Source organism: Nakamurella sp. PAMC28650 (assembly GCF_014303395.1).
Taxonomy (GTDB): Bacteria; Actinomycetota; Actinomycetes; order Mycobacteriales; family Nakamurellaceae; genus Nakamurella.
On the sequence record NZ_CP060298.1, the window covers coordinates 1,907,281 to 1,932,618 of the forward strand.

A 25,338-nucleotide genomic window follows, 5' to 3' on the forward strand; every position below is an offset into this window, starting at 1 on the left:
GATCGGCACCCCGCTGATCGACACCCTGCTGATCGGCACCCCGCTGATCGACACCCTGCTGACCCACGCTCACGAGGCCGCACCGGATCCGGCACGGGCCCGCGTCCGGGCCGCCGGAGTCGTCAGACCCAGGTGATCGCGCAGCGTCGTCCCCTGGTACTCGGCGCGGAAGACGCCGCGCTCCTGCAGGATCGGCACCACCTTGTCCGCGAATTCGCCGAGGCCGTCCGGAGTGATGTGCGGCACGAGGATGAATCCGTCACTGGCGTCGGCCTGCACGTATTCGTCGATGGTGGTGGCCACCGTCTCCGCGGTGCCGATGAAGTTCTGCCGCGCGGTCTTCTCGACCACCACGTCGCGGAGCGAGAGTCCCCTCGCCTCGGCCAGTTCCCGCCATTCGTTCGCCACGGCCACCGGATCGGCATTCATCCGGACACTGGCCCGACCCTTGGCGATGGTGTTCTCGCCCACGAGAGGGTCGACGCTCGGCAGCGGGCCGTCCGGATCGTAGGAGCTCAGATCGCGGTTCCAGAGCTGCTCGGCGAACTTGATCGCCGTCTGCCCGCTGACCTGCTGCCGCCGGACGTGGGCGGCGTACTCCTGCGCCTCGGCCTCGGTGTCACCGAGGATGAAGGTGGCGGCCGGGAGCACGAGCAGCTCGTCATGACGGCGTCCGTACTGCGCGAGCCTCCTCTTCACGTCACGGTAGAAGGCCTGACCAGCGTCCAGGGTGCCGTGCCGGGTGAAGATGGCATCGGCGGTGGAGGCGGCGAACTCGCGGCCCTCGTCGGAGTCGCCGGCCTGGAAGATCACCGGACGCCCCTGGGGGCTGCGGGGCACGTTGAAGTGCCCCTCGATGTCGAAATGATCGTCGTGGACAGAGAACTCACCGGGACTACCGTGCCGCAGGAATGTTCCGGTCTCCTTGTCCGCGACGATCTCGTCACCGTTCCAGGAGTCGAACAGTTCGGCGGCGGCGCTCAGAAAGCTCCTGGCCCGCCCGTACCGCTCGTCCTGGGCGAGAAAGCCTCCACGACGGAAGTTCTCACCGGTGAAGGCGTCCCAGGAGGTGACCACGTTCCAGGCCGCCCGGCCGCCCGAGAGATGGTCGAGGGTGGCGAACTGGCGGGCCACGTCATAGGGCTCGTTGAAGGTGGAGTTGATCGTGCCCGTCAGCCCGATCCGCTGCGTGACGGCCGCGAGAGCAGTCAGCACACCGAAGGTGTCGGGCCGTCCGACCACATCGAGGTCGTAGATCTTGCCGTTCTGCTCACGCAGGCGCAGACCCTCGGCCAGGAACAGGAAGTCGAACTTCGCGCCCTCGGCGATCTGGGCGAATCGCCGGAACGACTCGAACTCGATGTGGCTGCCCGACCGGGGGTCGCTCCACACGGTCGTGTTGTTGACGCCGGGGAAGTGCGCGGCCAGATGCACCTGCTTGCGGGGCCCGCCCTGCGTGTTCGTCATGCGGAGACTCCTTCGGCAGCGACCGGAGCGGCAGCGGCCCTGGCGTAGCGGTTCGCCGGTCGCTCGAGCCCGAGAAGTCCTCGAAGCGAGTCGGCTTCGTACCGGGACCGGAACAGTCCGCGGGACTGCAGCTCCGGCACCAGGGCGCCGGTGATCGCGTTCAGGTCATCCGGCAGGGCCCCTGGGCGCAGCCGGTAGCCGCTGATCCCGACGGACTGCCACTGCGCGAGCAGATCGGCCAGTGCGGCCGCCGACCCGGCGAAGATACGGGCGTCGGAGCGGTACTCCGCGCGGGCGAGGCGATCCAGGCGCGACTTCCGGTCGGCGCCGGATTCCGATTGGTCGTCCAGGAACACCACCAGGTCGGCGAACACTGCGAGATCCGCCTCCGCGCGGCCGATGTCCGCCTGCGCCGCGCGAACCTCGGCCACGATCCGCCCGGCATCGACGGTGTCGGTGGGCGTCACGAACACGATGTCGGCACTCGCGGCGGCACAACGGTAAGGAAGGCCGGAGTGGGCCAGCGCGGCCACGATCGGCTGACCCTGCGGGGGCCTCGGCACGATCGACGGACCCTTCACCGAGAAGTGCGACCCGTCGAAGTCGATGTAGTGGAGGCGGTCCCGGTCGATGAATCGCCCGGAAGCCGCGTCGCGGATCTCGGCGTCGTCCTCCCAGCTGTCCCAGAGCCGCCGTATTACCTCGACGTAGTCGACCAGCTCGCCGAAAAGTTCTGAGATCAGTTCGCCGGCAGCAGGTGTGGAGAGGTCGGCTGCGCCCGATTCCGGCAGGACCCGGCGACCGAAGTGCCTGGCCTCCTCGGCTCGGGGGGACACCTGCACGCGCACGCCGGCCCGCCCCGTGCTCACGTAGTCGAGGGTGGCGATGGCCTTCGAGACGTGGAAGGGCTCGGTGTGGGTGGCTGAAACGGTCGGGACGAGACCGATGTGGTGGGTCTGCGGCGCCACCCGATCGGCGATGAGCACCGCGTCCAGACGCCCCCTGACCTCGTCGGTCCGCTCGTTCGCCGGGTCCAGGCCTCTGGCCTGCAATCCGAAGGAGTCCTCGATCGTCACGAGGTCGAGCAGCCCGCGTTCGGCCTCGCGGACCAGGTCCAGCCAGTACTGGGCGGTGAACAATTCGGCCGGACGGGCGGCGGGCTCCCGCCAGGCGGCCGGATGCCAGCCGGCCCCGTCGAGTGCCACCGCCAGGTGCAACGGGGCGGACCCGGGCGACCCAGGAAGAACTGAAGACATGACCATCACCTTTTCGGAACGGACGACGCCCGGTCCACGTTCGCGCTTGCGGAGCCGGATGGCTACCGCCAGGTCATCACCTGGAGCACCCCACCGCGGAGGAGGGTTGCCGGTCAGCAAGCCAGGGCCCATCGCTGACACTCGTTACCTGGGCGCAACGCTATCACCGGGTCCAGGCATTCCGGTCGCCCGATGCGGCCGTCGACGGTGGACCGCTGCGACCGCTCGCCACCGGATTTGCACCGTTCTCCCGCACTTCGGGAAACATCTTCGCCGTAGGTTTGTTGGAGTCTGGTGCGGGGTTGGCATCCGAAGGAGCAGGGACAGCGGCGTTCCCGCACGGCCAGGGATGGCCACGAGCGTGCGCAACAGCAGAGACCCGTCCGTGAGTGATGCAGCAGGAGTGATATGTCCACCATCGTGACCATTGCCGGCAGTCCGTCCAGCGCCTCCAGCTCCGATGCGTTGCTGTCCCACGTCACCAGGCGCATCCTGCGGGCCGGCCACGCCGTGACGCCGCTGGTGCTGCGAGACCTGCCCGCGACGGCGCTGCTGTCGGCCGACCTCACCGACCCGAAGATCGCCGCTGCCGTGGCCGCCGTGGAGATCGCCGACGCGGTCGTGGTCGTGTCGCCGGTGTACAAGGCGGCCTACTCGGGCCTGCTCAAGGTTTTCCTGGACCTCCTGCCGCAGTTCGCCTTTCGTGGCAAGTCGGTTCTTCCGCTGGTGACCGGCGGTTCCCCCGCCCACGTGCTGGCGGTGGACTACGCGCTTCGGCCAGTGCTGAACAGCCTGGGCGCCGCCCACGTCGGGCAGGGCTGGTTCGTGCTCGCGTCGCACGTCAAGGTCTTCCCCGATGGCGGTGTACTGATCGATCCTGCCTCCGCCGGCCCGGTGGCCGAGGTGACGGAGAGTTTTCTGTCCACCTTGGGTCACCGATCGGCGGTCCAGTCCCTTCGACGGAACACCGGGCGGGTCTCCCCGCAGGTCGGAGCGCCGGATCTGACGGTGCTACGGGCCGAGGTCGGCGATCCCGACCTCGCGCCGCTGCTGGAGGATCTCAAGGTGGAGTACGGAACCAGGTACGGCCGCGTCTCGGACTACACCGAGCTGGTCGAGGTGCCGGCGCAGGACTTCGGACCGCCAGATGGCACCTTCCTCGTGCTGACCGAGAACGGCGTCACCATCGCCGGCGGCGCCATCAGGCGGTACGACGACGAGACCGCCGAGGTCAAGCGTGTCTGGACGTCGCCGGCCCACCGCAGGCGCGGGCTTGGGCGGCGACTGATGGCCGAACTGGAGCAGGTGGCACTGGATCTGGGTTACCGACGCATCCACCTCACCACCGGCCCGCGTCAGCCGGAGGCCTGCGAGCTCTACCTCGCGGCCGGGTACCGGGCAAGGTTCGATCTGTCGGCCGATCCGGAATCGATCGGGCCGCTCGCATTCGCCAAGGAGCTGGTCAGCGGCGCAGGCATGTCGGACTGGGTCCAGCCCCCTCGGCAATCCGGGCGGGACATCCCGGTGGGAGTCGGCCGGTGAGCGCCGCTCCGGCGGTGCTGGTCTTCGTCGGCGGCGGCCCCCGCACCGTCTCCCTCCTGGAGCGCATCGCGGCGAACGCGCCGGACCTGCTGGGCGGCGCCGGCCTCGACATCCACATCGTCGATCCGTATCCCGTTGGTGGCGGCCGGATCTGGCGGCGCGATCAGTCGCCGCTGCTGTGGATGAACTCGATGGCCAAGGACGTCACGATCTTCACCGACGAGTCGGTCAGGTGCGAGGGTCCGATCGTGCCCGGCCCTGCGCTGGACCGGTGGGTGGCCGGCCCCGGCCGGCAGGTGCTCGTCGATGCGGGCCTGCGCGATCAGGCCGATGCCTTCGGACCGAACGACTTCGCCAGCCGGGAGGTCCAGTCCCTGTACCTGTCCTGGACCTTCGACCGGGTGGTGGGCTCGCTCGCCGCAGATGTCACGGTCACCGTGCACCGGCAGCGTGCTGTTTCGGTGACGGATGCCCTGCCCCAGCGTGGCATCGGCGGTCCGGACGCCGGTGCATCCGTTGCACAGCAACAGGTACGGCTGACCGACGGAGCCGTGTTGCAGGGCGATCTGGTGGTCCTGGCCCAGGGCTATCTCGATCGGCGCCCGACGGCGGTCGAGGTGTCGCTGACCGATTCGGCGCAGGAGAACGGCCTGACGTACGTGCCGCCCGGATACACCGCCGACATCGATCTCGGTGGCCTGCGGCCCGGCAGCCGGGTGCTGGTGCGCGGTTTCGGACTGGCCTTCGTCGACCTCATGGTCCTGGTCTTCCAGGGGAGGGGCGGACGGTTCCGGGAAACGGCGGCCGGTGCGCTCGAATACCTGCCCGGCGGGGCCGAGCCGGTGCTGTACGTGGGTTCCCGCCGGGGGGTTCCCTACCACGCCAAGCTCGGCTACAGCCTGGGCGCGGCCGCGCCGGTGGCTCCGGTGCACTTCACCCCGGCCGCCGTGGCTGCGGCCACCGATTCCTCCGGGACCGCAGATTTCCGCACCCGGCTGTGGCCGCTGATCGTCAAGGAACTCACGCACGCGCACTATCGCAGGTTGTTCGAGTTCCACTCCGATCGGGTGAGGACCCCTTGGGACCAGTTCGCCGCGGCCCTGGCCGAGGCCGACGTCACTGCGCCCGGTTTCGCGGATTTCGTCGCGACCGCCGTGCCGGCGCCGGAGGACCGGTTCGATCTCGGCGCCATCGACCGTCCGCTGCGTGGCCGTCGTTTCACCGATCACGATGCGCTGACGGCCGCGCTGGTCGAGTACATCGGCATCGACCTGCGGCGACGTCGTGATCCCGACCACTCGGCCGACGCGGCGGTGTTCAACGCCCTGCTGACCGTCTACGGCGTGCTGGCCGGGGCCGTCGTGGCCGGTCGGATCAGTGCCGCCGACCGCGTGCAGCACGTGGAGGGAGACTTCCACGGATTGTTCTCGTTCCTGGCCAGCGGTCCGCCGCCGCGCAGGCTGGACGAGATGCTCGCCCTGCACCGCGCCGGGCTGCTGCACTTCGCCGGTCCGGATCTGCAGGTCGGTGTGCAGGACGGACGATTCGTCGGGAGCTCGTCGGCGGTCGACGGGGTGATCGAGGCCGACGTACTGGTCGACGCGAGGTTGCCTCGTCCGGACGTCCGGGCGGCCTCTGACCCGATCATCGCCGGTCTGCTCGCGGCCGGAGAGCTCGCCGCGGAGGACCTGATCGCCGCCGACGGCACCGCGCTCGGTGGTGGGCAGTTGCTGGCCGACGACCGGTCACGTGCCCTGCGGGCAGATCGGACGGCACACCCGCGAAGGTTCCTGCTGGGCCCCTCCGTGTCCGGCTCGGCGGGTTCGGCAGGTTTTGCCCGGCCCGGTTTCAACGGTCCCGGATTCCGGCAGAACGACCGGGTCGCGCGCGAGCTGCTGGCCCTGGCGGCCCGGCTCCACCATTCGACCACCTCCCTCGCGCACGAGCACAGAATCGAGAAGAGCCATGCCAGTTGAGTTCCTGGGGATCGCGGGCACCAACGACGCCAGTGAGGTAACCGGCCGCAGCGGCGGAAGCCTGGATCTGGGCTACACCCGGCGGTTGGCCAGGGCGCACGAGGACAACGGTTGGGACAGAATCCTTTTCGCCTACCATTCCGGGTCGCCGGACCCGGCCGCCGTCGCGGCCTACATCGCCGGGCAGACGGAGCGCATCAACCTCGTGCTCGCCCATCGTCCCAACGTCTCGGTCCCCACCTATGCGGCCAAGACGTTCGCGACCCTGGACCAGATCTCCGGCGGCCGATTCGAGGTGCACTTCATCACCGGTGGTTCCACCGCCGACCAGGCGGCCGAGGGCGACCACCTCGACAAGGACTCGCGCTACGAACGCACCAGGGAGTACATCCAGATCGTCAAGCAGGCCTGGACCTCGACCGAGCGTTTCGACTACGACGGGAAGTACTACCAGATCAAGGATTTCGTCTCGGATATCTTCCCGATCCAGCAGCCGCGACCACGGGTCTCCTTCGGGGGGTCGTCGCCGGCGGCCTACGCCGTGGGTGCTGCCGAATCCGACATCTACGCGCTCTGGGGTGAACCGCTGGCCGGGACCAGGGAGCAGATCGCCTCCATCGACAAGGCGGCAGCCGCCGCCGGCCGGCTCCGCCCGACCCTCCAGGTCGCCTTCCGACCGATCATCGCCCCGACCGATCAACTGGCGTGGGAGAAGGCGGATCGCATCCTCGGCCGGATCAAGGACCATGCCGCCGGCCGGTCCACGTTCCGTCGGAGTGGGAGCCCGGAGAACTCCGGGTCGCAGCGACTGCTCGCGGCGGTGGCCGCGGGGGAGCGGCACGATCGGGCCCTGTGGACCGCGCCCACTGCGCTGACCGGTGGCGGCGGCAACTCGACGGCGCTGGTCGGGTCCCCCGAGACGGTGGCGGCCGCGCTGCTGGACTACTACGACCTCGGCGTTCGCATCCTCTCCGCCCGTGGATACGACATCCTCGACGACGCCATTGATTTCGGTCGGTACGTCATTCCGCTGGTGCGGGCCGAGGTCGCCCGCCGCGACGCCGCGACCGCGGCTGCCTGAAGAGCCGGAGCGGAGGAGAACATGACCACGTCGCTACGCACGGATTCCGAGACAGACCGGCAGAGCCGGCACGTCGGGCGGGAGCGGGCCCTGGCCATACCGCACGGCTGGTCCAGCCCGACCAGTTTCCACTGCTTGCCCGGGCGACGGTCCAGGCTGCCGGGGCTCCCCGGGATCTTCTCGGTGCCGGACGGCCACGCCGTGCCGACCGCAATGGTCGACGACGGCTACACCGTGGCCGGCGACGAGAACGGACTGGCCGTCCCGGTCGAGGGCACCGTCCGTGCCCGGGGGGCGGAGGGGAAGTCGTTCGAGTTGGCCCTGCGGGGTGGACGTCGATGACGGGCATGACGGGCGAAGTCAGCGTGGTGGTCGTCGTCGGGAACCCGAAGCCGGGTTCCCGGACCCTCACGGCCGCCACCACGCTGGCCGAAGCCATCGCCCGGGTGCTGCCCGCGAGCAACACCACGATCATCGACCTGGCCGGGATCGCTCCCGGGCTGCTGGCGCCGTGGTCACTGTCGGAGGCGGCTGCGGAAGCGGTCGACGCGGTGCGGGCCGCCGACGTGCTGGTGCTGGCCACGCCGACCTACAAGGCATCCTTCACCGGTCTCCTGAAACTGATGCTCGACACCCTGCCTTCCGGTTCGCTGTCACGCACAGTCGTTGTCCCGCTAATTGTTTCGGCCGGTCCGGCCCACAAACACCTGGCGGACCTGCAGCTTCGCCCGGTGCTGGGCGAACTCGGTGCAGTGCTGCCCGTTCCGTCGTTCCTGCTGGCCGAGGCCGACATCGCGGAGTTGGCCGGATCGGTGGCCGGATTCGTGTCGGAGCAGGGCGCCGTACTGGCTGCGGTGGTCGGCGCTCTGGCCGGACGATCAGCGGTAGCCCCAGATCGGTGATCCGCTGACGCTGCCCTTGTCGCCGTCGGCCAGCGCCCGGGGCCGGCCCGGCGACGCCGTCGTGAGGACCAGGATCTCCGGTTTCGTCGCACCGCCCGCCACGGTGACGTCGCCCTTGTAGGCGATCTGCTTGCCGTCCGGCGACCAGACGGGTCCCTGGCCGGCGGCGGCGAACACCGTGGCCGGCGCGGAGCCGGAAGCATCGACGACCGCGATGTACGCGTGACTGCCGGTGCCGTCGGTGACCACCCGGCGGAAAGTGATCTGCCGACCGTCCGGTGAGAAGTCGCAGTCGCCGTCGTGGCTGCCGGCCGGGGTGATCGGCCCCGGTGCGGACGAGCCGTCGACGGCCTGGACGTAGAGCCTGCCGTCGCCGGCCTGACGGTCGGGCGAGCCCCAGTAGGCGATCCTGGTGCCATCGGGGGAGAACGTCAGGTCGTCGACGATCGCCAGACCCGTCGTCGCCAGAGTCTTGCGGACCCGGCCCGTCAGGTCGACGATCTGCAGTGTGACGGGGCCTCCCAGGATTCCGCAGTTGATGGCCAACAACTGCGGGTCCGCCTGATCCCAGGCGGGCCGGCCGACCGAGGAGCAGCCGGCCGGGCGGGCGAACAGCAGCCGATCACCGGTGCCGTCGGCGGCGACCGTCCGCAGGGTGTTGCCGCTGGCATCGCCCTGCACGTAGACGATCGATCCGCGCTGGGGCGACAGCAGTGGGTTCTGGCCATGGTCGGATTCGGGGGAGACCCGCTTCCCGACGACGCCGGTCGTCGCGTCGACGAGATACAGCGCGAAGCCGGTCCCGTACTGCCGTGAGACGACCAGGGTGGTGGTCGACAGCGGCGCCGAGTGGGGGAGGCCGGCCACGGGTAGCCCGGTCGACGACGCCCCGGTCGACGGCAGCCCGGCCACCGGCCGGGTCGACGCACCTGATGATGTCGACGCACCGGATGATGCGGAGGGCCCGGCGGTGGCGGCCCGGTCCTGGATCTTCGCGTTGCCGGCCACCTGGCTCCGGGGGAGAAGGCTGACGCCGATGACCACCGCTGCCACCAGGATCACTGCACCGATGGCCGCCAAGGACCGCCGGCGGGTACGACGGCGGTGATCGGTCGGGTGGTCCGGCCCGGACGGACCACCGACCCCGCGCATCCCGGGCGCCAGCAGCTGCGCGAGTTCTGGCGGGAGGCTTTCGGCCGAGGAGTAGCCGCCCGAGATGCCGGTGTCCACCCCTGGCAGTTCGGGTCGGGGCGTTCCGGGTCGGGGCGTTCCGGGTCGGGGTGCCTCGAATCGGGGAGCTGCCGGGCCGGGTTGACCTGCGCCGGGTTGACCTGCGCCGGGCAGGTCGGGGGGTGGGCCGCTGAGTACCAGCTGGGTGGCGTCAGGGTCCGGTGGCGGGATCTGGACCGTTGACGTCTGCCCCGGGGGGGCCGAGGACAGCGCCGCGCGCGCAGCGACGGCCAACGCCTTGCACGTCTGGTACCGGTCGGCGGGCTCGCGGGCCAGAGCCGTCGCGATCACTGCATCGAACGAGGCCGGCAGCGTCGGCACGAGGGAGCTGGGCACCGGAGCGGGCTGGTGCATGCGCGCGTAGACCTTGGCGGCCAGGTTGTCTCCCGGATACGGGATCACCCCGGTCAGCAGTTTGTACAACACGCAGCCCAGCGCGAACACATCGCACCGCCCGTCGAGCGGTTTCGCCTCGATCTGCTCGGGTGCGGCGTAGTCCAGGGTGGCGACCACACCACCGGCGGCTGTCAGCGAGGTCGCCTGGGCCTCGATCTCGTCCATGGCCTTGGCGACCCCGAAATCCGTCAGGTAGACGCGCTCGTCCTTCTCGTCCGGGTCCGTCGTCAACAAGATGTTGGCGGGCTTGACGTCTCGGTGCACCACGCGGTGACGATGTGCGAAATCCAATGCTGCGGCGACCTTCTCGATGATGTGCACGGCGCGTTCGGGCGGCATGCCCGCCGCATAGCCACGCAGTGCCTCGGAGGCGGTCGTACCGTCGATGAAGCGCATGCTGATCCAGAGCTGCCCGTCGTGCACGCCGCTGTCGTCGATCGACACGATGTTGGGATGGTCGAGGCGCGCGACCGTTTCGGCCTCGCGCTGGAAGCGTCCGACGAACGACGGGTCGGATCCCAGATCCGTCCGGAGCAGCTTGAGGGCGACGTGCCGGGGCAGCCGGGGGTGCCGGGCGAGGTAGACGACGCCCATACCGCCCGAGCCCAGTTCGCGCTCGATGATGAAGCCGGCAAAGACCTCGCCCGGAGCGGGCGTCATGTCCGGCATTGTGCCAGTGCGGAGGGGACCCGCAAGCCCGATTGTCAGCATTGCCCGGCTAGCGTGCACGTCATGACCGTCGACTCCGAGCATGTGTTGACCGAGGTGCAGGGCCGACTGGGCCACCTGACGCTGAACCGCCCCGAACGGATCAATGCGCTGAGCCTGCCGATGATCGCCGCTGCCTCGCGGGCGCTGACCTCGTGGGCGCTGGATCCGCAGGTCCAGGTGGTGCTGATCGACGGAGCCGGTCCTCGTGGGTTGTGCGCCGGAGGCGACATCAGGGAGGTCTACGAGGGCATTCACGGCCGGGACGTGCCACCGGGAGCGTTCTGGGCCCAGGAGTACGAGATGAATGCCCTCATCGCCCGCTATCGGAAGCCGGTGGTCTCCTTCATGGACGGCATCGTCCTCGGCGGGGGCGTCGGGATCTCGGCGCACGCCTCCGTGCGAATCGTGACCGAGCGGTCCCAGGTGGCGATGCCGGAGACGGCGATCGGCCTGTCGCCGGACGTCGGAGCGCTGTACCTGCTGGCCAGGTCGCCGGGTCGGTTCGGCGTCCACTGCGCGCTCACCGGCCACCGCCTGGATGGTCCCGGCGCCATCCACGCCGGTCTGGCCGATCACCTGGTGAAGTCCTCCGACCTCGGATCGCTCGCTGTCCAACTGCGCGCCGGGGTGGTCCCGGCACTCCCGGTCCCGGGACCGTCCGCGCATCCCGGATGGATCGACACCTGTTACTCGGCAGGCAGTGTCGAGGAGATCCTCGAGCGTCTCCGCGCTGATTCCGGATCGGCGGCGCAGGCCGCGGCCGACGTCATCTCGGCCATGTCGCCCACCGCACTGAAGGTCACCCTGGAGGCGATCGGCCGGGCCGCCGACATGACGGTCGACGAGGTGCTGGAGCAGGATCTGCGGGTGTGCAGCCGATTCCTGCACCACCGCGATTTCGTCGAGGGCATCCGGGCGCGGGTGATCGACAAGGACCGCGCACCGCGGTGGAATCCGTCCACGCTGGCCGAGGTGACGCGGAGGGACGTGCTGTCCTACTTCGAGCCACTCGCCGCGTGAGGGCTCGACGGCCTCGCCACCTCGTTTGACCTGCAGTGCAGCGGGTACAGCTTGGAAAGTTCCACCTTCGTAGACAAGGAATACGTCATGGTCAGCGTCAATCGCACGTTCACGGTCGTCAAGCCGATCGAGGAAGTGGTGAAGTATCTGTCTGATTTCGCCCACGCCGAATCCTGGGACCCCGGGACGGTGACCTGCGCACGGGTCGACAGCGGACCGGTGCAGGTCGGGTCGAAGTGGAAGAACGTCTCCAAGTTCCGTGGTCGGGAAACGGCGCTGGACTACCGGCTGGTCTCCCTGGATCCGCACCGCCTGGTCTTCGAAGGCGTCAACAAGACGGTCACGTCCACCGACGACCTCAGCTTCACCGCGCTTCCGGAGGGGACCAGGATCAGCTATACGGCCAATCTGGACTTCAAGGGTGTCATCAAGCTCTTCGGCTGGGCGCTGAAGGGTGAGTTCAACAAGCTCGCGGACCAGGTCGAGAAGCAGATGCCGGCCGTGATCAACGCCCTCTGATCCGGAGGTACTCTTCCCCGGAACGGGCAGCGGCCCCCGTCTTCAAGACGGGGGCCGCTGCTCGGAATGCGGTGGTGCCGGTGGATGTTTCGCTCAGCCGGCGAGTTCGCCGATTGCGGCGTGCCCGGGTCGGACCGCGGTCGTGGTGGCGGAGATCCCGGCCAGCTTCATCAGCTTGCGGACGTCCTCGGCCTGCTCGGGCAGCATGACCGTGATGACGGTGCCACCGGCGCCGGCCCGCGCGGTCCGTCCGGAGCGGTGCAGGTAGGCCTTGTGCTCGGTGGGGGGATCGAGATGGACGACCAGTTCGACATCGTCCACGTGGATGCCGCGGGCGGCGATGTCGGTGGCGACCAACACCTTTGCGCTGCCCGTCGAGAAGGCGGCCAGGTTTCGTTCGCGCGCGTTCTGCGAGAGGTTGCCGTGCAGGTCGACCGCCGGGATACCGTTCTTGGACAGCGCAGCCGCCCACTTCTTGGCCCCGAACTTGGTGCGGGTGAACAACATCTTGCGACCGCCGCCGAGTGCGAGCTGCCGGATGACCTCGTTGCGGTCGTCCTTGTTCACCGCGAAGACGTGGTGGGTCATGGTCTCGATGTGCGAGGAGGCGTCGTCCACCGCGTGGACGGCCGGGTCGGTCAGGAAATCGTTGACCAGTACGGAGATCCCGTTGTCCAGGGTGGCCGAGAACAGCAGACGCTGGCCGTGCGGGCGGGTCGCCCGCAGCAGCCGGCGGACACCGGGCAGGAAGCCGAGATCGGCCATGTGGTCGGCCTCGTCGAGAACGGTCACCTCGACGTCACCCAGATTGCAGACACCCTGCTTGATGAGATCCTCCAGGCGCCCGGGGCAGGCGATGACGATGTCGACCCCCGAACGCAGGGCGGAGATCTGCGGTCCGAAGCCGACGCCGCCGAAGATGGTCACCGTCTTCAGGCCGGCGGCGGTGGCCAAGGGCTCGATGGTGCGGGCGACCTGGAGGGCAAGCTCCCGGGTGGGCAGCAGCACCAGACCGCGCGGGCGGTTCGGCGTGCGGCGTCCGCCGGTGAGCCGGACGACGAGCGGTACCGCGAACGCGATGGTCTTGCCGGAGCCGGTACGGCCGCGGCCGAGCACGTCACGGCCGGTCAGCGAGACCGGGAGGGTGGCCGCCTGGATCGGGAACGGGTTGATGGCGCCGAGGGCGTTGAGCGGCTTGATCAGCTTCTCGGGGACGCCCAGTTCCGCGAAGCTGACGTCGCTGACCGGAGCCGCATCGGCGACGACGGTCTTCGCCGCGGCGAACAGCGAGCCGGCGGTGACGGCCGGGGACTGCGGACGGTCATCGGCGTGCGGGGTGTTGGGGGCGAAGACCACGGGGGTGCGGTCGTCGGCGGCGGCGTTGCGGCGGCTGCCGCGGCCACGCTGGTTGCGGCTCGCGTCCCCGGTGCGCGGCCCGCTGTCGGTCCGCGGGCGATCGTTCGTGGAACGGGTAGGGCGCTCGCCGCGGGGTGCGTCGGTGCGGGGTCCATCGGTGCGGGCCGGGCGACCTCCTCGAGGTGCGTCCGTGCGGGGGGCGCGCCGTTCGGTCTGACGGGGAGCCTCGGAACGGTTGCGCGACTGGGCGCCTCGCTCCTGGTCGGTCCCGGTGGCCGGGATGCTCGCGGCGAACGCGCCGGTGGAGAACATGCTGCTGGTCGAGGATCCGGCCGGGTAGGACCCACTGGAGTAAAAGGGGGTGGAGCCGCTGCCGCGGCGCTGGCCGCCGGCGCCGCCGGAACGACCCTGACCGCCGGAGCGTCGCGCGCCGGAGGCGTTGTTCGATCGGCCCTGGCCGGAAGAGGACCGGCTCGGGTTCGACGAGGAAGACTGGGGGGAAGACATGTAGTTCGGTAGTCCTTGCTGTGCCGAGGGCACGGTGGCACGCGACCTTTGGCAGCGGCCGCGCTGATGGGTGGCCGTAATGCTGGCCAACCCGGCAGGCAACACCGGCGGACAAGAAGGCACCTTCATTGGTACCCGCAGCAACGACCCGAGCGCACCGGTGGTGCGTCTCGACCCGCTCAGTCTAACTGCTGATGCGTCCGGATGTGTCCCACCGCCTTGAGATGTCCCCCACGGGTGTGGCGCACGCATCCGTCAGGTCGTCAGGCCCGGGGTAGGTCGCCGGGTATGGATCAGGTCGTCAGGCATGGATCAAAGTGGCAGGCATGGATCAAAGTGGACGATTTGGGACTGGAGTGACAGGAGTCGTCACTTTCGTCCATGCCTGCCGGGGCCCTCCGCGAAATGGGGACTCACGCCGGGGTTGATCCACGCCGCGGGGACCCACGCCGGGGTTGATCCCGCTGGGGGTCAGGGCTTCGCGAGCTCGACGCCCCGGCCGGAGGCGGGTGGCGCAGGGAGGTTCCCGGGCTCCTCCTCGATGTCGGCCCCCGCGAACTGGGCGTTGTAGAGGCGGAAGTAGGCGCCGCGGGCTTCCAGCAACTGCTCGTGACTGCCCTGCTCGACGATCCGGCCCGCCTCCATCACCAGGATGAGATCGGCATCGCGAATGGTCGAGAGCCGGTGGGCGATCACAAAACTCGTCCGGTCGGTGCGGAGCGCAGCCATCGCCTTCTGGACGAGCACCTCCGTGCGGGTGTCCACCGACGAGGTCGCCTCGTCCAGGATCAGCAGCGACGGGTCGGCCAGGAAGGCCCTTGCGATGGTCAGCAACTGCTTCTCCCCGGCGCTGACATTGCTGCCCTCGGCGTCGATCACGGTGTCGTAGCCGTCCTGCAGCGAATGGACGAATCGGTCGACGAAGGTGGCCTTCGCGGCGGCTAGGATCTCGGCCTCGGTGGCACCGGGGCGGCCGTATGCGATGTTCTCCCGGATCGTCCCGCCGAAGAGCCAGGTGTCCTGCAGCACCATGCCGATCCTGGAACGCAGGTCGCTGCGGGTCATCTCGCGGGTGTCGATGCCGTCCAGGGTGATCCGGCCGGCGTCGATCTCGTAGAACCGCATGATCAGGTTGACCAGCGTCGTCTTGCCCGCCCCGGTCGGCCCCACGATGGCCACCGTCTGGCCGGGTGCGGCCACCAGTGACAGGTCCTCGATCAGTGGGGTGTCGGGCAGGTACCGGAAAGACACGTCCTGGAACGCTACGCGGCCCTGGGTGGAGGTGATCGGGGCGACGCGCTGTACCTCCGCAGACTGCTCCGTCTCGTCCAGCAGCTCGAAAACCCGTTCCGCTGAAGCAACTCCGGATTGCAGCACGTTCGCCATCGAGGCCAGTTGGGTGAGTGGCTGGGTGAACTGGCGCGAGTACTGGATGAACGCCTGCACGTCGCCGAGCGTCATTGAGCCGCCGGCCACCCGCAGACCGCCGACGACGGCGACCGCGACGTACGTCAGGTTCCCGATGAACATCATCGCCGGCATGATGATGCCGGAGACGAACTGCGCGCCGAAGGAAGCCTCGTACAACTCGGCGTTCTTGTCCCGGAAGGTCTGCTCGACCTCCGGCTGACGACCGAAGACCTTGACCAGGCTGTGGCCGGTGAAGGCCTCCTCGATCTGGCCGTTGAGTGCGCCGGTGTGTCGCCACTGGGCCACGAACATCTTCTGCGATCGCTTCGCGATCAAGGTGGTGACCAGCAACGACAGCGGAATGGCGACGACCGCGATCAGGGCCAGCAGGGGGGAGACGATCAGCATCATCACCAGCACGCCGACCAGCGTGAGCAGGGAGGTGAGCAGTTGGCTCATGGTCTGCTGCAGGGACTGCGAGACGTTGTCGATGTCATTCGTGACGCGGCTCAGCACTTCTCCGCGCTGCTGGCGGTCGAAGTAGGCCAGGGGCAGCCGGTTCAGCTTGTCCTCGACGTCATTGCGCAGCCGCAGGACGGTGCGCTGCACGATGCCGTTGAGCAGGTATCCCTGCCACCAGGAGAACACCGAGGACGCGACGTAGAGGCACAGGACGGTGATCAGGACCCGGCCCAGCGAGCCGAAGTCGATGCCGTGCCCGGGGATCAGGTTCATCCCGGAGATCAGGTCGGCGAAGGAGTTCTGGCCCCTGGCCCTGGCTGCGTCGATCGCCTGCTGCCGGGTGATGCCCAGCGGCAACTGCTTGCCGACGATTCCGCTGAAGATGGTGTCGGTCGCCTTGCCGAGGATCTTCGGGCCGAGGACCGCTAGCGTCACGCTGCAGATGGCCAGCACGAAGACCAGGTAGACCCCGAGTCGTTCGGGCTGGAGTCGGCCGAACAGCCGCTTGGCCGACGGCCCGAAGTTCAGCGACTTCTCGGCCGGCTGGCCCATTCCGGCCATCGGACCACCGCTGCCCGGACCGCGACGGGCCGGACCCGCAGCGCGAATGGTGGCCATGTCGTCCTCCGACTGGGAATTCTTGGTGGGCGTACTCACGCCGCCGCCTCCGCTCTGATGGTCGTCGCGGCGCTCGCTCCGCGCCTCGCTCGTTCCTCGCTCGTGTGCTCACTCACGCCGCCACCTCCGCTCTGATGGTCGTCGCGGCGCTCGCTCCGCGCCTCGCTCGTTCCTCGCTCGTGTGCTCACTCACGCCGCCACCTCCGCTCTGATGGTCGTCGCGGCGCTCGCTCCGCGCCTCGCTCGTTCCTCGCTCGTGTGCTCACTCACGCCGCCACCTCCGCTCTGATGGTCGTCGGGGCGCTCGCTCCGCGCCTCGCTCGTTCCTCGCTCGTGTGCTCACTCACGCCGCCACCTCCGCTCTGATGGTCGTCGGGGCGCTCGCTCCGCGCCTCGCTCGTTCCTCGCTCGTGTGCTCACTCACGCCGCCACCTCCGCTCTGATGGTCGTCGGGGCGCTCGCTCCGCGCCTCGCTCGTTCCTCGCTCGTGTGCTCACTCACGCCGCCACCTCCGCGGAGATCTGCGACCGGACGATCTCGCTGTAGGTCCCGCAGTTCTCCAGGAGTTCCTCGTGCCGGCCCATTCCGACGATGTGGCCGTCCTCCAGCACGATGATCTGGTCGGCGTCGATGATGGTCGAGACGCGTTGGGCCACGATGATCACCGTTGCGTCGAGGGTCTGCGGTTTCAGCGCAGCCCGGAGTCTGGCGTCGGTGGCCAGATCCAGGGCCGAGAAGGAATCGTCGAAGAGGTAGATGGAGGGTTTTCGTACCAGCGCTCTGGCGATCGCCAGCCGCTGTCGCTGCCCGCCGGAGACATTCGTGCCACCCTGGGAGATCGCGGAATCCAGGCCGTCCGGCATCTTCTGCACGAACCCCTTGGCCTGTGCGATCTCCAGGGCTTCCCACAGGTCGTCGTCCGTCGCCTGCGGATTGCCGTACCGGAGGTTGCTCGCCACCGTCCCCGAGAACAGGTACGGCTTCTGGGGGACGAGACCGATTCTCTCCCATAGAGTCTGAGGCGCCAGCTCACGCACGTCGATCCCGTCCATCGAGACCGTGCCGCCGGTGGCGTCAAAGAGTCTCGGGATCAACGAGACGAGCGTGGTCTTGCCCGCCCCGGTCGAGCCGATGATGGCTGTGGTGCGGCCCGGTTGCGCAGTGAAGTTGATGTCCCTGAGGACCGGCTCGTGGGCACCCGGGTAGCCGAAGTCGACCCCGGCGAACTCGAGGAGGCCGGTCCGGCGGGACGGCATTCTTGGTGAAAGCGGTGGCCGGACAGAACTTTCGGTGTCCAGCACCTCGCCGATCCGCTCGGCGCACACGGAGGCGCGCGGAATCATCACGGCCATGAAGGTCGCCATCATGACGGCCATCAGGATCTGTAGCAGGTACGTCAGGAACGCAGTGAGCTGGCCGATCTGGAGCTGCCCGGAATCGACCCGATGACCACCGAACCAGAGCACCGCCACCGACGACACGTTCACCACCAGCATCACGGTCGGGAACAGGAGGGCCTGGTAGCGGCCGGCCTTGATCGCGGTGTCGGTGACGGCCGTGTTGGCATCGCCGAACCTGGCCCGCTCCTGTGGCTCCCGGACGAAGGCCCGAACCACGCGAATCCCCGAGATCTGCTCGCGCAGCACCCGGTTGATGGTGTCGATCCTGGTCTGCATCAGACGGAACTGGGGCACCATCCGGCTGATGATCAGGCCGACGAGGACTACCAGCACCGGCACGCTGACCACCAGCAACCAGGACAGCCCTCCGTCCTCGGACACCGCCATGTAGACGCCGCCGATACAGGTGATCGGGGCGGACACCAGCAGGGTGCACGTCATCAGGACGAGCATCTGCACCTGCTGGACGTCGTTCGTGTTACGGGTGATCAGCGATGGGGCGCCGAATTGGTTGACCTCACGATCGGAGAACTCGCCCACCCGGTGGAAGATGGCCTGACGCACGTCACGGCCGAATCCCATCGCCGTGCGCGCTCCGAAGTACACCGCGACCACCGAGCAGATGATCTGCAGCAGCGTGACGGCCAACATGTAGCCGCCGCTGGTGAAGATGTAGCCGGTATCGCCTTTGGCGACACCTTTGTCGATGATGTCGGCGTTGAGCCTCGGCAGGTACAGCGAGGCGATGGTGCCGATCAGCTGGAAGACGACGACCATCGTCAGCGGCCCCCGGTAGGGAGCGAGATACGTGCGGAGCAGTCGGATGAGCATGTTTTCCCCGATGGTGATGTCGACTTCGGTGAGAAGGAGTGGGCTTGACCTGATGGTGCCGCCATCGACTGATACGGCTCGCACACGCCGCCGGGATCGGGCCGGGGCCGGGATCCGCTCGGCGATCAGGGCGAGTGGGCGCGCAGGCCGTCCAGCAGCAGGTCCACGATCTCGTCCGGCTTGAGCGGGTTGTCGTCGGAGATTCGTGGATGGGTCCCGGCGAAGGTGACCAGGCGCATCACCCGGGCGAATTGTGCGACGTCGACCCGGAGGTTCTCGGCATCCGGTGCGATCAGGTCGATCAGGGCTTGGGGCGTGAGATCACTGTGCCGGTCTGAGGGAAGTGCATCGCGGAACCGGGGATTGTGCTCCGGAGGTCCCATCATCCGGAGCGCGGACATCAGTTCCCAGACGTTGTGGAGGCGGTCGGCAATGATCTCGACGGCCTGCTGCAACCGTTCCCGCAGAGGCAGGGTGATGTCCACCGACTGCAGTTCTGCCACCGTGGGTGAGGGGTCGAAAACCCTGGTGACGACGGCCAGGATCAGTGATTCCTTGTCCGGGAAGACCCGGAACAGAGTGCCCTCGGCGACGCCGGCGGCCTCGGCGATCTGTTTCGTGGTGACATCGTCACCGTGCTTGCGCAGCAGTGGTAGCGCGGCGTCGATGATCCCGTCCCGGCGCTGCTGCGGGGGCAGCGGAGACGCCCGGGTTCCTGGTGACCTCACCCGACCACCTTAACTGAGTGAGTCCTCACTCACAAGAGAATTCCTGCGCGAAAAGACTCCTCCCGAAAAGTGTCCGGTTCCGCGAGTGGGACAGGTCTACCTCCTGACGCGGGCCGATGGGGCCGGCGCAGGAATCCAGGAGCACCGAGATGACCCGTCCGGTTGACGCACCCAAGCACGAGATCGACTACCTGGTACTGCTCGCCCTGGTCCTGGTCATCTCGCTCGCCCTGTACGTCGCGGCCTGATCGCGATGCCCTTCCACGCCTATCCCTCGGGCCGGACCGTGTACCACGGGTCCGCGGGCCCGCGCGGCGACTCTTCGTCGACCGGCATCTTCCGGGTACTTGCGCTCGTCGCCGCCATCGCCGGATCCAGCACGGCTGGATCGAGCCCGGCAGTGTCGAGCACGGTTGGATCGAGCCCGGCAGTGTCGAGCGGGGCGGTGTCGAGCACGGCTGGATCGAGCCCGGCGGTGTCGAGCGGGCCGGCCGCGCGGGGCTCCTCTTTCATGGCCTCACCCCTTGCCACCACACGACCGTTCGTTGCCGATCCGAGGATCTACCGCTGAGTTGACCGAATCGGCAGTTCATATCGCCGATATGGCACTCATATTGCCGATACGGCACGCTGGGGTGATGGAGGATCTGGATGCGGTGCTTGCCGGTGTCGGACCCCGACGTGCCCACCTCCGCGCCGTCGGCCGGCGTGCCGCATCCGGCTATGCGGAGCCGAAAGCTGTGAGGTGACACCGATGTGACATGGCCGTCGCCGTGAGCTCGACCGATGAATGTCTCGTGAGCCGTGTCACCGTGCGACGACCTCTGCGCACCGACTACCGTCCGCGTCATGAACAAGAGTGATACCTCGGGCCTGCGTCCGTCCACCATTGCGGTCGCGGCCGGCCGGCCGGTACCTGATCCGGGTGCCCCGCTCAACGTCGGCATCGGCCTTTCGGCCACCTTCCACGCGGGCACCGAGGCCAACTACCTACGCCAGGGTGGAAGCGACCTGACCCGAGCATTCGAGACGGCGCTGGGCGAGTTGGAAGGGGGCCGGGCGCTCGGGTTCGGCTCGGGAATGGCGGCCATCGCCGCCGTGATGGAGGGCCTGCCCAGCGGCAGCACGATCGTGGCCCCGCGTTCGGTCTACTCCGGCACCAGCATGTTGCTGGACGAGCAGATCAGATTGGGACGGGCCCAGGTCCGGCGCGTCGACATCAGCGACACTGCATCAGTTCTGGCTGCTCTTCGGCAGCAGCCGGCGCCGGCCCTGCTCTGGGTCGAAACCCCGACGAACCCGATGTTCGAGGTCGCGGACCTCCCGATCCTGGTCGAGGTGGCTCATGCGGTGGGCGCGCTCGTCGCGGTCGACTCGACCTGGAACTCGCCGGTGGTACTGCGTCCCTTGAAGTACGGGGCGGACATCGTCATGCATTCGGCGACCAAATACCTCGCCGGCCACTCGGACGTACTGATGGGCGCTCTGGTCGTCGCGGACGACGATGTGTGGGCGCAACTCAAGGCGAGGCGGGATCTGGCCGGGGCGGTACCCGGCGCACTGGAGACCTACCTGACGCTGCGGGGCATGCGCACGTTGTCGGTGCGGATGGACCGCGCACAGGCCAACGCGGCCGAGTTGGCCGTTCGGCTGAACGCCCACCCGGGTGTCGAGAGGGTGCTGTTCCCCGGTCTGCCGGACGACCCCGGACACGAGCGGGTGACCCGTCTTCACGACGGCTACGGAGCGATGATCTCGTTCCTGGTGCGGGGCGATGGCGCAGCGGCAGATGCTGTGTGCGAACGGGTTTCGCTGATCACCCACGCCACCAGCCTCGGGGGCGTTGAGTCGCTCATCGAACGGCGTGCCCGCTATGCGGTCGACGCGGCCAACGGGGCACCGGCGAACCTGTTGCGATTCTCCGTCGGCATCGAACACGTCGAGGATCTCTGGGACGACCTCGTTCAGGCTCTGGAGGGTTGATCCGGTTCGGACCGAGCCCGCGCTGAGTGGCGCCCATCTGAGCGGTGGCCCAGAAAGAACTATGGCTGGATCAGAATGGTGTCGCATTCAGAATGGGGGCTCGTCGGGGTCAGGGTGTCGGCGCTTGTGTTCCTGTTCCATCTGGATGGCGTAGATGCCCGGCACGAGGCGTTGGGTGATTCTCCGGTTGGCGGCCTGGTATTGCTCGTAGCTGTCGAAGGTGTCGATGTAGGCCTGCACTTCGGCGGCGAACTCCTCGTCGCTGCGTTCAGCTTTCGGCCAGGGCCGTGGTGTCGGCCCGATGTAGTGGACCCGATGGGGTGGCTTGGCCAGGAACAGTCGTTGTTGTTCGGCGAGTTCCTCTGCTTCGAGTTGTTGTTGCCGTTTCCTGGCGATGAGCAGCATCGTCTGTTCCGTCTGGATCCGGGCGGTGCTGGCGCCGGGTTCGGTGGGGTTGCCATGGCCGCAGGTGCAGCTGCACACCTCCGGCGCATCCGGATCGACCGTGTGGTCGCTGCTGGCACCGTTGGGTGGGGTGTGCTCGCTCTCGGGCAGGGCGTGTTCGGTGGGGTGGTCGCGGTAGTGGTGGTGGGTGGGGCTGGTCCAGTTCATGGTGAGTCCGTCGGCGGGGTCCCGGGTGGGGGTCCAGTCGGTGAAGGTCCGGATGACGTGGTGGTGCCGGCATTCGGGGTCGAGGCAGTGGGCGGCGGTGCGCCCACCTCGTTCGGGGTCGGCGTGACGGTAGGGGATGCGGTGGTCCAGGTCGGCCAGGCCGCCGCGGATCCGGCAGGACGGGAACCGGCAGGTGGTGTTCGCTGCGATCACCTGATCGCGGACCAGCTGGTTGGGCAGGTAGGCGGTGCCGCCGACAGCGGCGGCGTACCCGGAGCTGTCGGTGACGATCACCGCCAACGACCGGATCGAGGTGGCCATCGCGAGGGCGATGTGGGCGGGGATGATTCCGTGGCCGGTCAGGGCGGCGGGATCCTGGTCGAATTGGGTGAACGCGGCCAGCGACATCGTCAGGTTGAAGTGTGCTCCGCGACCTTGGTGGGTGGTCACCTTCGACAACCGCACCCTCACCGGAACAACCGCCGTTGCCGCCTCGGCCGGCGCGCCGGTGGTGGGGACGAAGTCGGTCGATGCTTCCGGCTCGGTGGGATCTGTTGCTGTCGAGGGGGTTCCGCCGCTCGGGCCTTCCCTGGCGTTGGTCGTGGTATTGGTGCCGGCGGGTCCCGGTTCCGGGCTCGGGCGGTGCATGTCGCCGACCTGGACGTATCCGTCGGTGAGCAGCTGCGTGCAGATGTCCACCAGAGCGTCTGCGCGGCGGGCGGCGATGGGCCGGTCATCGCAGCCGGCGGTGGCCCGGGCGATGGAATCGAGCAGGTCGTACACCGACACCGCCCCCTCCGCGGGTAGGTGCGCCCGGATCATCCCCATCCCGTCCACCGACGGACAGTGGTCCACGAACCGGTCCCGCCGCGCTGCCACCGCCCGCTTCTTCGACGCGGCCGGATCGGCGGCGATCACCCGGCGGTCGATCATCGGTGTCAGCTGACCCGGTGTCCGGGTCTCCGCCAGCGGCAGCACCGCCGCCTCCACCCGCGCCCGTAGTTCCGGGGTCAACAGGGCGGTGCGCTGGGCGATGGTTCGCGCCCGGGGCAGATCGATCCGCCCGTCCCGCAGTGCCGCGAGGGTGGCGGGCAGGTCCTGCACCAACTCCACCGCATCGGCGACCCGCCGCGCGGCGCCGGGCGGCGACTGGTGCAAGGCGGCGCCGATCTCCGCCGCGGCCATCGACCGGGCCCGCTCCACGATCAGACACTGCACCGCGAAATCGTCGGTGGACCCGTCCGGGCGGGTCGTCAACCCGGTGTGATCGACCAGGCCGTCGATGAGTTTCTGGATGTTCCTGGACCGGCCCGGCAGGGAGAACTCTGCCACCGCCGCGACCTGCAGCGCCTGTAGATGGGAGATCAACCGGTCGGTCGCCACGATCAGATCCGGCAACTCCGAAGGCGACAAGCCCGCCGGACACGCCCGGGTCACCGCCGCGAACGACTCCGCCGCCGGCACCCATGAGGACACCGCAGACCACAACGGTGCAGCATCGACCGCCACTTCCGTCACCTGCGACACCACACCCACCCCCGCAAAGCCCTCGACAACCCACCCAGGACCTACTCGGTCATATGTACTGGGTAGCTGCTTGAGTCAAGTAGTATTTGGCCATGTCAGAGCCAGTGTGTGCCTACCCGGTCGGTGGTGTCGATTACCCCCGGACCTTTCAGGAGTTGCTGGAGTGGTTCCCGGATGACTCGTCGTGTCTGGCGTATCTGGAGCGTCTGCGGTGGCCCCAGGGGTTTGTGTGTCCGGTGTGCGGGGCGCCCGGCGGTTGGCGTACGGCGAAGGCGAAATGGATGTGCACCAGGTGTGGCCGGCAGACGTCGGTGACCGCCGGCACGATCTTCCACCGGCTCCGGACGCCGCTGTCGACGTGGTTCGCGGCGATCTGGTTCATCACCTCGCAGAAGAACGGGATGTCCGCGCAAGGTCTGCAGCGGGTGCTGGGTTTCGGATCCTACGAAACAGCGTGGGCGTGGCTGCAGAAGCTACGCCGGGCGATGGTCCGCCCCGAGCGGGAGTTGCTCTCCGGTGTGGTGGAGTTAGGGCCCGCCCGCGAATTATTTGGGTGTGTCCGGGCGTGTCGCGGGGTGCAGGCTGTAGTTCCAGTCGCCGTGGAAGTCATGGCGGTGTAGCTGGCTGCTTTCAAGTTCTTTGATCTGGCGGTCGCTGATCTTGATTCCCCTCTCGTAGATGCCCAGGTCCAGTTCGGCGTGGACGCTGAGCCCGGTGGTGGTGGTTGTGGCTTTGATGGTTTCGATGACGACTTCGTGGGAGGTCAGGGGTCGGGCCCGCCAGCTACGGCTGATCGCGGAGAAGAGGCGATGCTCGATCTTGTTCCATTTCGAGGTGCCCGGCGGAAGGTGGCACACGGTGATCGCCAGTCCGGTTTCGGTGGCCAGCGCGGCGAGTTCGGTTTTCCACAACCGTAGCCGGGAGCCGTTGGACCCGCCGGAATCAGCGGTGATCATCAACCTTGTTGCGCTTGGATAAGTGTTGGTGCCCACGGTGTTCCACCATCGGCGGATGGATTCCACGGCGAACTGCCCGGTGTCGGCGTCGGTGCCGACGTTGATCCATCCGGTGTTCGCGGCGATGTCGTACACCCCGTACGGGGCGACCTTGCCCAGGGTTTTGTCCATGAAGTCGTGGACGCTGGTCCGGGTGGGTTCACCCTGGGGTTCCCATTCCTTGCCGCCGATGCTGAAATTCCCGATCAGCTCCTTTTTCTTGGTGTCGACGCTGATGACCGGTTCACCGGCGGCGCTGAACGCGGTGGCCTGATCGTTGAGATAGTTGAACTGGGCGTCGCGGTCGGGGTGTTGGTTGCCCTCGAGGGTCTTGACGTTGGCTTGCAGGCTGTATCCGTTGGCCTTCAACAAGTTTCCCACTGTGGATGCCGACACCGGGTGGCCGTTGGTGGTCAGCGTGGCGGCTAGTTTCGACGTCGATTTCGTTGTCCACCGCAGCATCGACATCGGATCGCCGCGGGTCACCGGATCCACCAGGGCATCCAACGCTTCCCACAGGGTGGGGTCGGTCACCGCCGCGCTGGGCCGGCCGGCGCCGGGGCGCCGGACCCGGCCCGGGATCTGGTCGGGGTAGTCCAATTCGCGGACTCCTTGGGCCACGGTGTCCGGGTGCGCACCGATCGCCCCGGCGACCACTTTGATCCCGCCCCGGCCCAGCGCCTTGGCTTCCGAGCCGAGCAACAACCGCCAGGCCCGCTCATCCAGATGGGGTCTGATCAGCAACAACCGTGACGTGAGGACTTCCACATCGGTGGTGGGTAGGGGCATAGCACAATTCTAGCGAAAAG

Annotated in this window: 18 protein-coding genes, 2 pseudogenes and 1 riboswitch; of the genes and pseudogenes, 10 read left to right on the top strand and 10 right to left on the bottom strand. The window is 68.3% G+C overall.

All coding sequences use genetic code 11. From position 1 onward, the window contains the following. Positions 1-69 precede the first annotated feature (69 nt). A complete protein-coding gene (locus tag H7F38_RS08670; protein WP_187093721.1) occupies positions 70-1,467 on the bottom strand; it encodes an NtaA/DmoA family FMN-dependent monooxygenase in 1,398 nt (465 codons plus the stop codon). Next, on the bottom strand, positions 1,464-2,723 hold the full coding sequence (locus tag H7F38_RS08675; protein ID WP_187093722.1) for an LLM class flavin-dependent oxidoreductase: 1,260 nt from the start codon (positions 2,721-2,723) through the stop codon (positions 1,464-1,466). Before H7F38_RS08675 ends, H7F38_RS08670 begins: the two co-directional genes overlap by 4 nt. A gap of 37 nt (positions 2,724-2,760) precedes the next feature. Then, a riboswitch (SAM riboswitch) is annotated at positions 2,761-2,872 on the bottom strand. A 259-nt stretch (positions 2,873-3,131) separates the two neighbouring features. Between H7F38_RS08675 and ssuE the strand changes: the two are divergent. The 6 genes and pseudogenes from ssuE to H7F38_RS08700 all read left to right on the top strand — a co-directional run. Next, positions 3,132-3,662 (top strand): annotated as a pseudogene (gene ssuE / locus H7F38_RS26585) (NADPH-dependent FMN reductase); the annotation flags it as partial. Between the two features lie 222 nt (positions 3,663-3,884). Further along, positions 3,885-4,265, top strand: coding sequence for a GNAT family N-acetyltransferase (locus tag H7F38_RS26590; protein WP_370531348.1), 381 nt, complete (start codon positions 3,885-3,887; stop codon positions 4,263-4,265). Further along, entirely contained in the window at positions 4,262-6,241 is a 1,980-nt protein-coding gene (locus tag H7F38_RS08685) for an FAD/NAD(P)-binding protein (protein WP_187093724.1), read from the top strand. The genes H7F38_RS26590 and H7F38_RS08685 overlap by 4 nt, the downstream gene beginning before the upstream one ends. Further along, positions 6,231-7,322, top strand: coding sequence for an LLM class flavin-dependent oxidoreductase (locus tag H7F38_RS08690; protein ID WP_187093725.1), 1,092 nt, complete (start codon positions 6,231-6,233; stop codon positions 7,320-7,322). Before H7F38_RS08685 ends, H7F38_RS08690 begins: the two co-directional genes overlap by 11 nt. Positions 7,323-7,343: 21 nt before the next feature. Further along, complete coding sequence (locus tag H7F38_RS08695; protein ID WP_187093726.1) at positions 7,344-7,664, top strand: hypothetical protein; 321 nt, start codon at positions 7,344-7,346, stop codon at positions 7,662-7,664. Beyond that, positions 7,661-8,224 carry an NADPH-dependent FMN reductase gene (locus H7F38_RS08700; protein ID WP_255498295.1) on the top strand — a complete coding sequence of 188 codons (564 nt, stop codon included), beginning with the start codon at positions 7,661-7,663 and terminating at the stop codon, positions 8,222-8,224. Before H7F38_RS08695 ends, H7F38_RS08700 begins: the two co-directional genes overlap by 4 nt. Here H7F38_RS08700 and H7F38_RS08705 read toward each other — a convergent pair. After that, positions 8,201-10,510, bottom strand: coding sequence for a protein kinase (locus tag H7F38_RS08705; protein ID WP_187093727.1), 2,310 nt, complete (start codon positions 10,508-10,510; stop codon positions 8,201-8,203). The two genes, H7F38_RS08700 and H7F38_RS08705, sit on opposite strands and share 24 nt — an antisense overlap. Before the next feature lie 72 nt (positions 10,511-10,582). Here H7F38_RS08705 and H7F38_RS08710 point away from each other — a divergent pair, with 72 nt between their 5' ends. Further along, complete coding sequence (locus H7F38_RS08710) at positions 10,583-11,581, top strand: enoyl-CoA hydratase/isomerase family protein (RefSeq protein WP_187093728.1); 999 nt, start codon at positions 10,583-10,585, stop codon at positions 11,579-11,581. Between the two features lie 87 nt (positions 11,582-11,668). Beyond that, positions 11,669-12,100, top strand: coding sequence for an SRPBCC family protein (locus H7F38_RS08715; RefSeq protein ID WP_187093729.1), 432 nt, complete (start codon positions 11,669-11,671; stop codon positions 12,098-12,100). A 93-nt stretch (positions 12,101-12,193) separates the two neighbouring features. Here the strand turns inward: H7F38_RS08715 and H7F38_RS08720 are convergent, their stop codons facing one another. The 5 genes from H7F38_RS08720 to H7F38_RS08740 all read right to left on the bottom strand — a co-directional run bounded on the left by H7F38_RS08720 (position 12,194) and on the right by H7F38_RS08740 (position 19,925). Then, positions 12,194-13,963 carry a DEAD/DEAH box helicase gene (locus tag H7F38_RS08720; protein WP_255498296.1) on the bottom strand — a complete coding sequence of 590 codons (1,770 nt, stop codon included), beginning with the start codon at positions 13,961-13,963 and terminating at the stop codon, positions 12,194-12,196. Between the two features lie 471 nt (positions 13,964-14,434). Next, positions 14,435-16,453, bottom strand: coding sequence for an ABC transporter ATP-binding protein (locus tag H7F38_RS08725; protein WP_370531349.1), 2,019 nt, complete (start codon positions 16,451-16,453; stop codon positions 14,435-14,437). 497 nt (positions 16,454-16,950) lie between these two features. After that, complete coding sequence (locus tag H7F38_RS08730; protein ID WP_187093730.1) at positions 16,951-18,684, bottom strand: ABC transporter ATP-binding protein; 1,734 nt, start codon at positions 18,682-18,684, stop codon at positions 16,951-16,953. A gap of 125 nt (positions 18,685-18,809) precedes the next feature. Continuing rightward, positions 18,810-19,412: a TetR/AcrR family transcriptional regulator gene (locus H7F38_RS08735; protein WP_187093731.1), complete on the bottom strand. Its 603-nt coding sequence runs from the start codon at positions 19,410-19,412 to the stop codon at positions 18,810-18,812. Positions 19,413-19,679: 267 nt separating this feature from the next. Beyond that, positions 19,680-19,925, bottom strand: a complete 246-nt coding sequence (locus tag H7F38_RS08740) for a hypothetical protein (RefSeq protein WP_187093732.1) — start codon at positions 19,923-19,925, stop codon at positions 19,680-19,682. A 336-nt stretch (positions 19,926-20,261) separates the two neighbouring features. Here H7F38_RS08740 and H7F38_RS08745 point away from each other — a divergent pair, with 336 nt between their 5' ends. Beyond that, positions 20,262-21,395 (top strand): PLP-dependent aspartate aminotransferase family protein, encoded by a 1,134-nt coding sequence (locus tag H7F38_RS08745; RefSeq protein WP_187093733.1) that lies wholly within the window; start codon positions 20,262-20,264, stop codon positions 21,393-21,395. A gap of 87 nt (positions 21,396-21,482) precedes the next feature. On the opposite strand, the gene H7F38_RS08750 is transcribed toward H7F38_RS08745, so the two are convergent. After that, on the bottom strand, positions 21,483-23,525 hold the full coding sequence (locus H7F38_RS08750) for a DUF222 domain-containing protein (protein ID WP_187093734.1): 2,043 nt from the start codon (positions 23,523-23,525) through the stop codon (positions 21,483-21,485). Positions 23,526-23,626: 101 nt separating this feature from the next. Between H7F38_RS08750 and H7F38_RS08755 the strand changes: the two are divergent. Next, positions 23,627-24,064 (top strand): annotated as a pseudogene (locus H7F38_RS08755) (transposase); the annotation flags it as partial. 15 nt (positions 24,065-24,079) lie between these two features. On the opposite strand, the gene H7F38_RS08760 reads toward H7F38_RS08755, so the two are convergent. Next, the gene (locus tag H7F38_RS08760) at positions 24,080-25,318 is read right to left on the bottom strand and encodes an ISAzo13 family transposase (RefSeq protein WP_187092133.1); all 1,239 of its coding nucleotides are present in this window, start codon (positions 25,316-25,318) and stop codon (positions 24,080-24,082) included. Between the last annotated feature and the right edge of the window lie 20 nt (positions 25,319-25,338).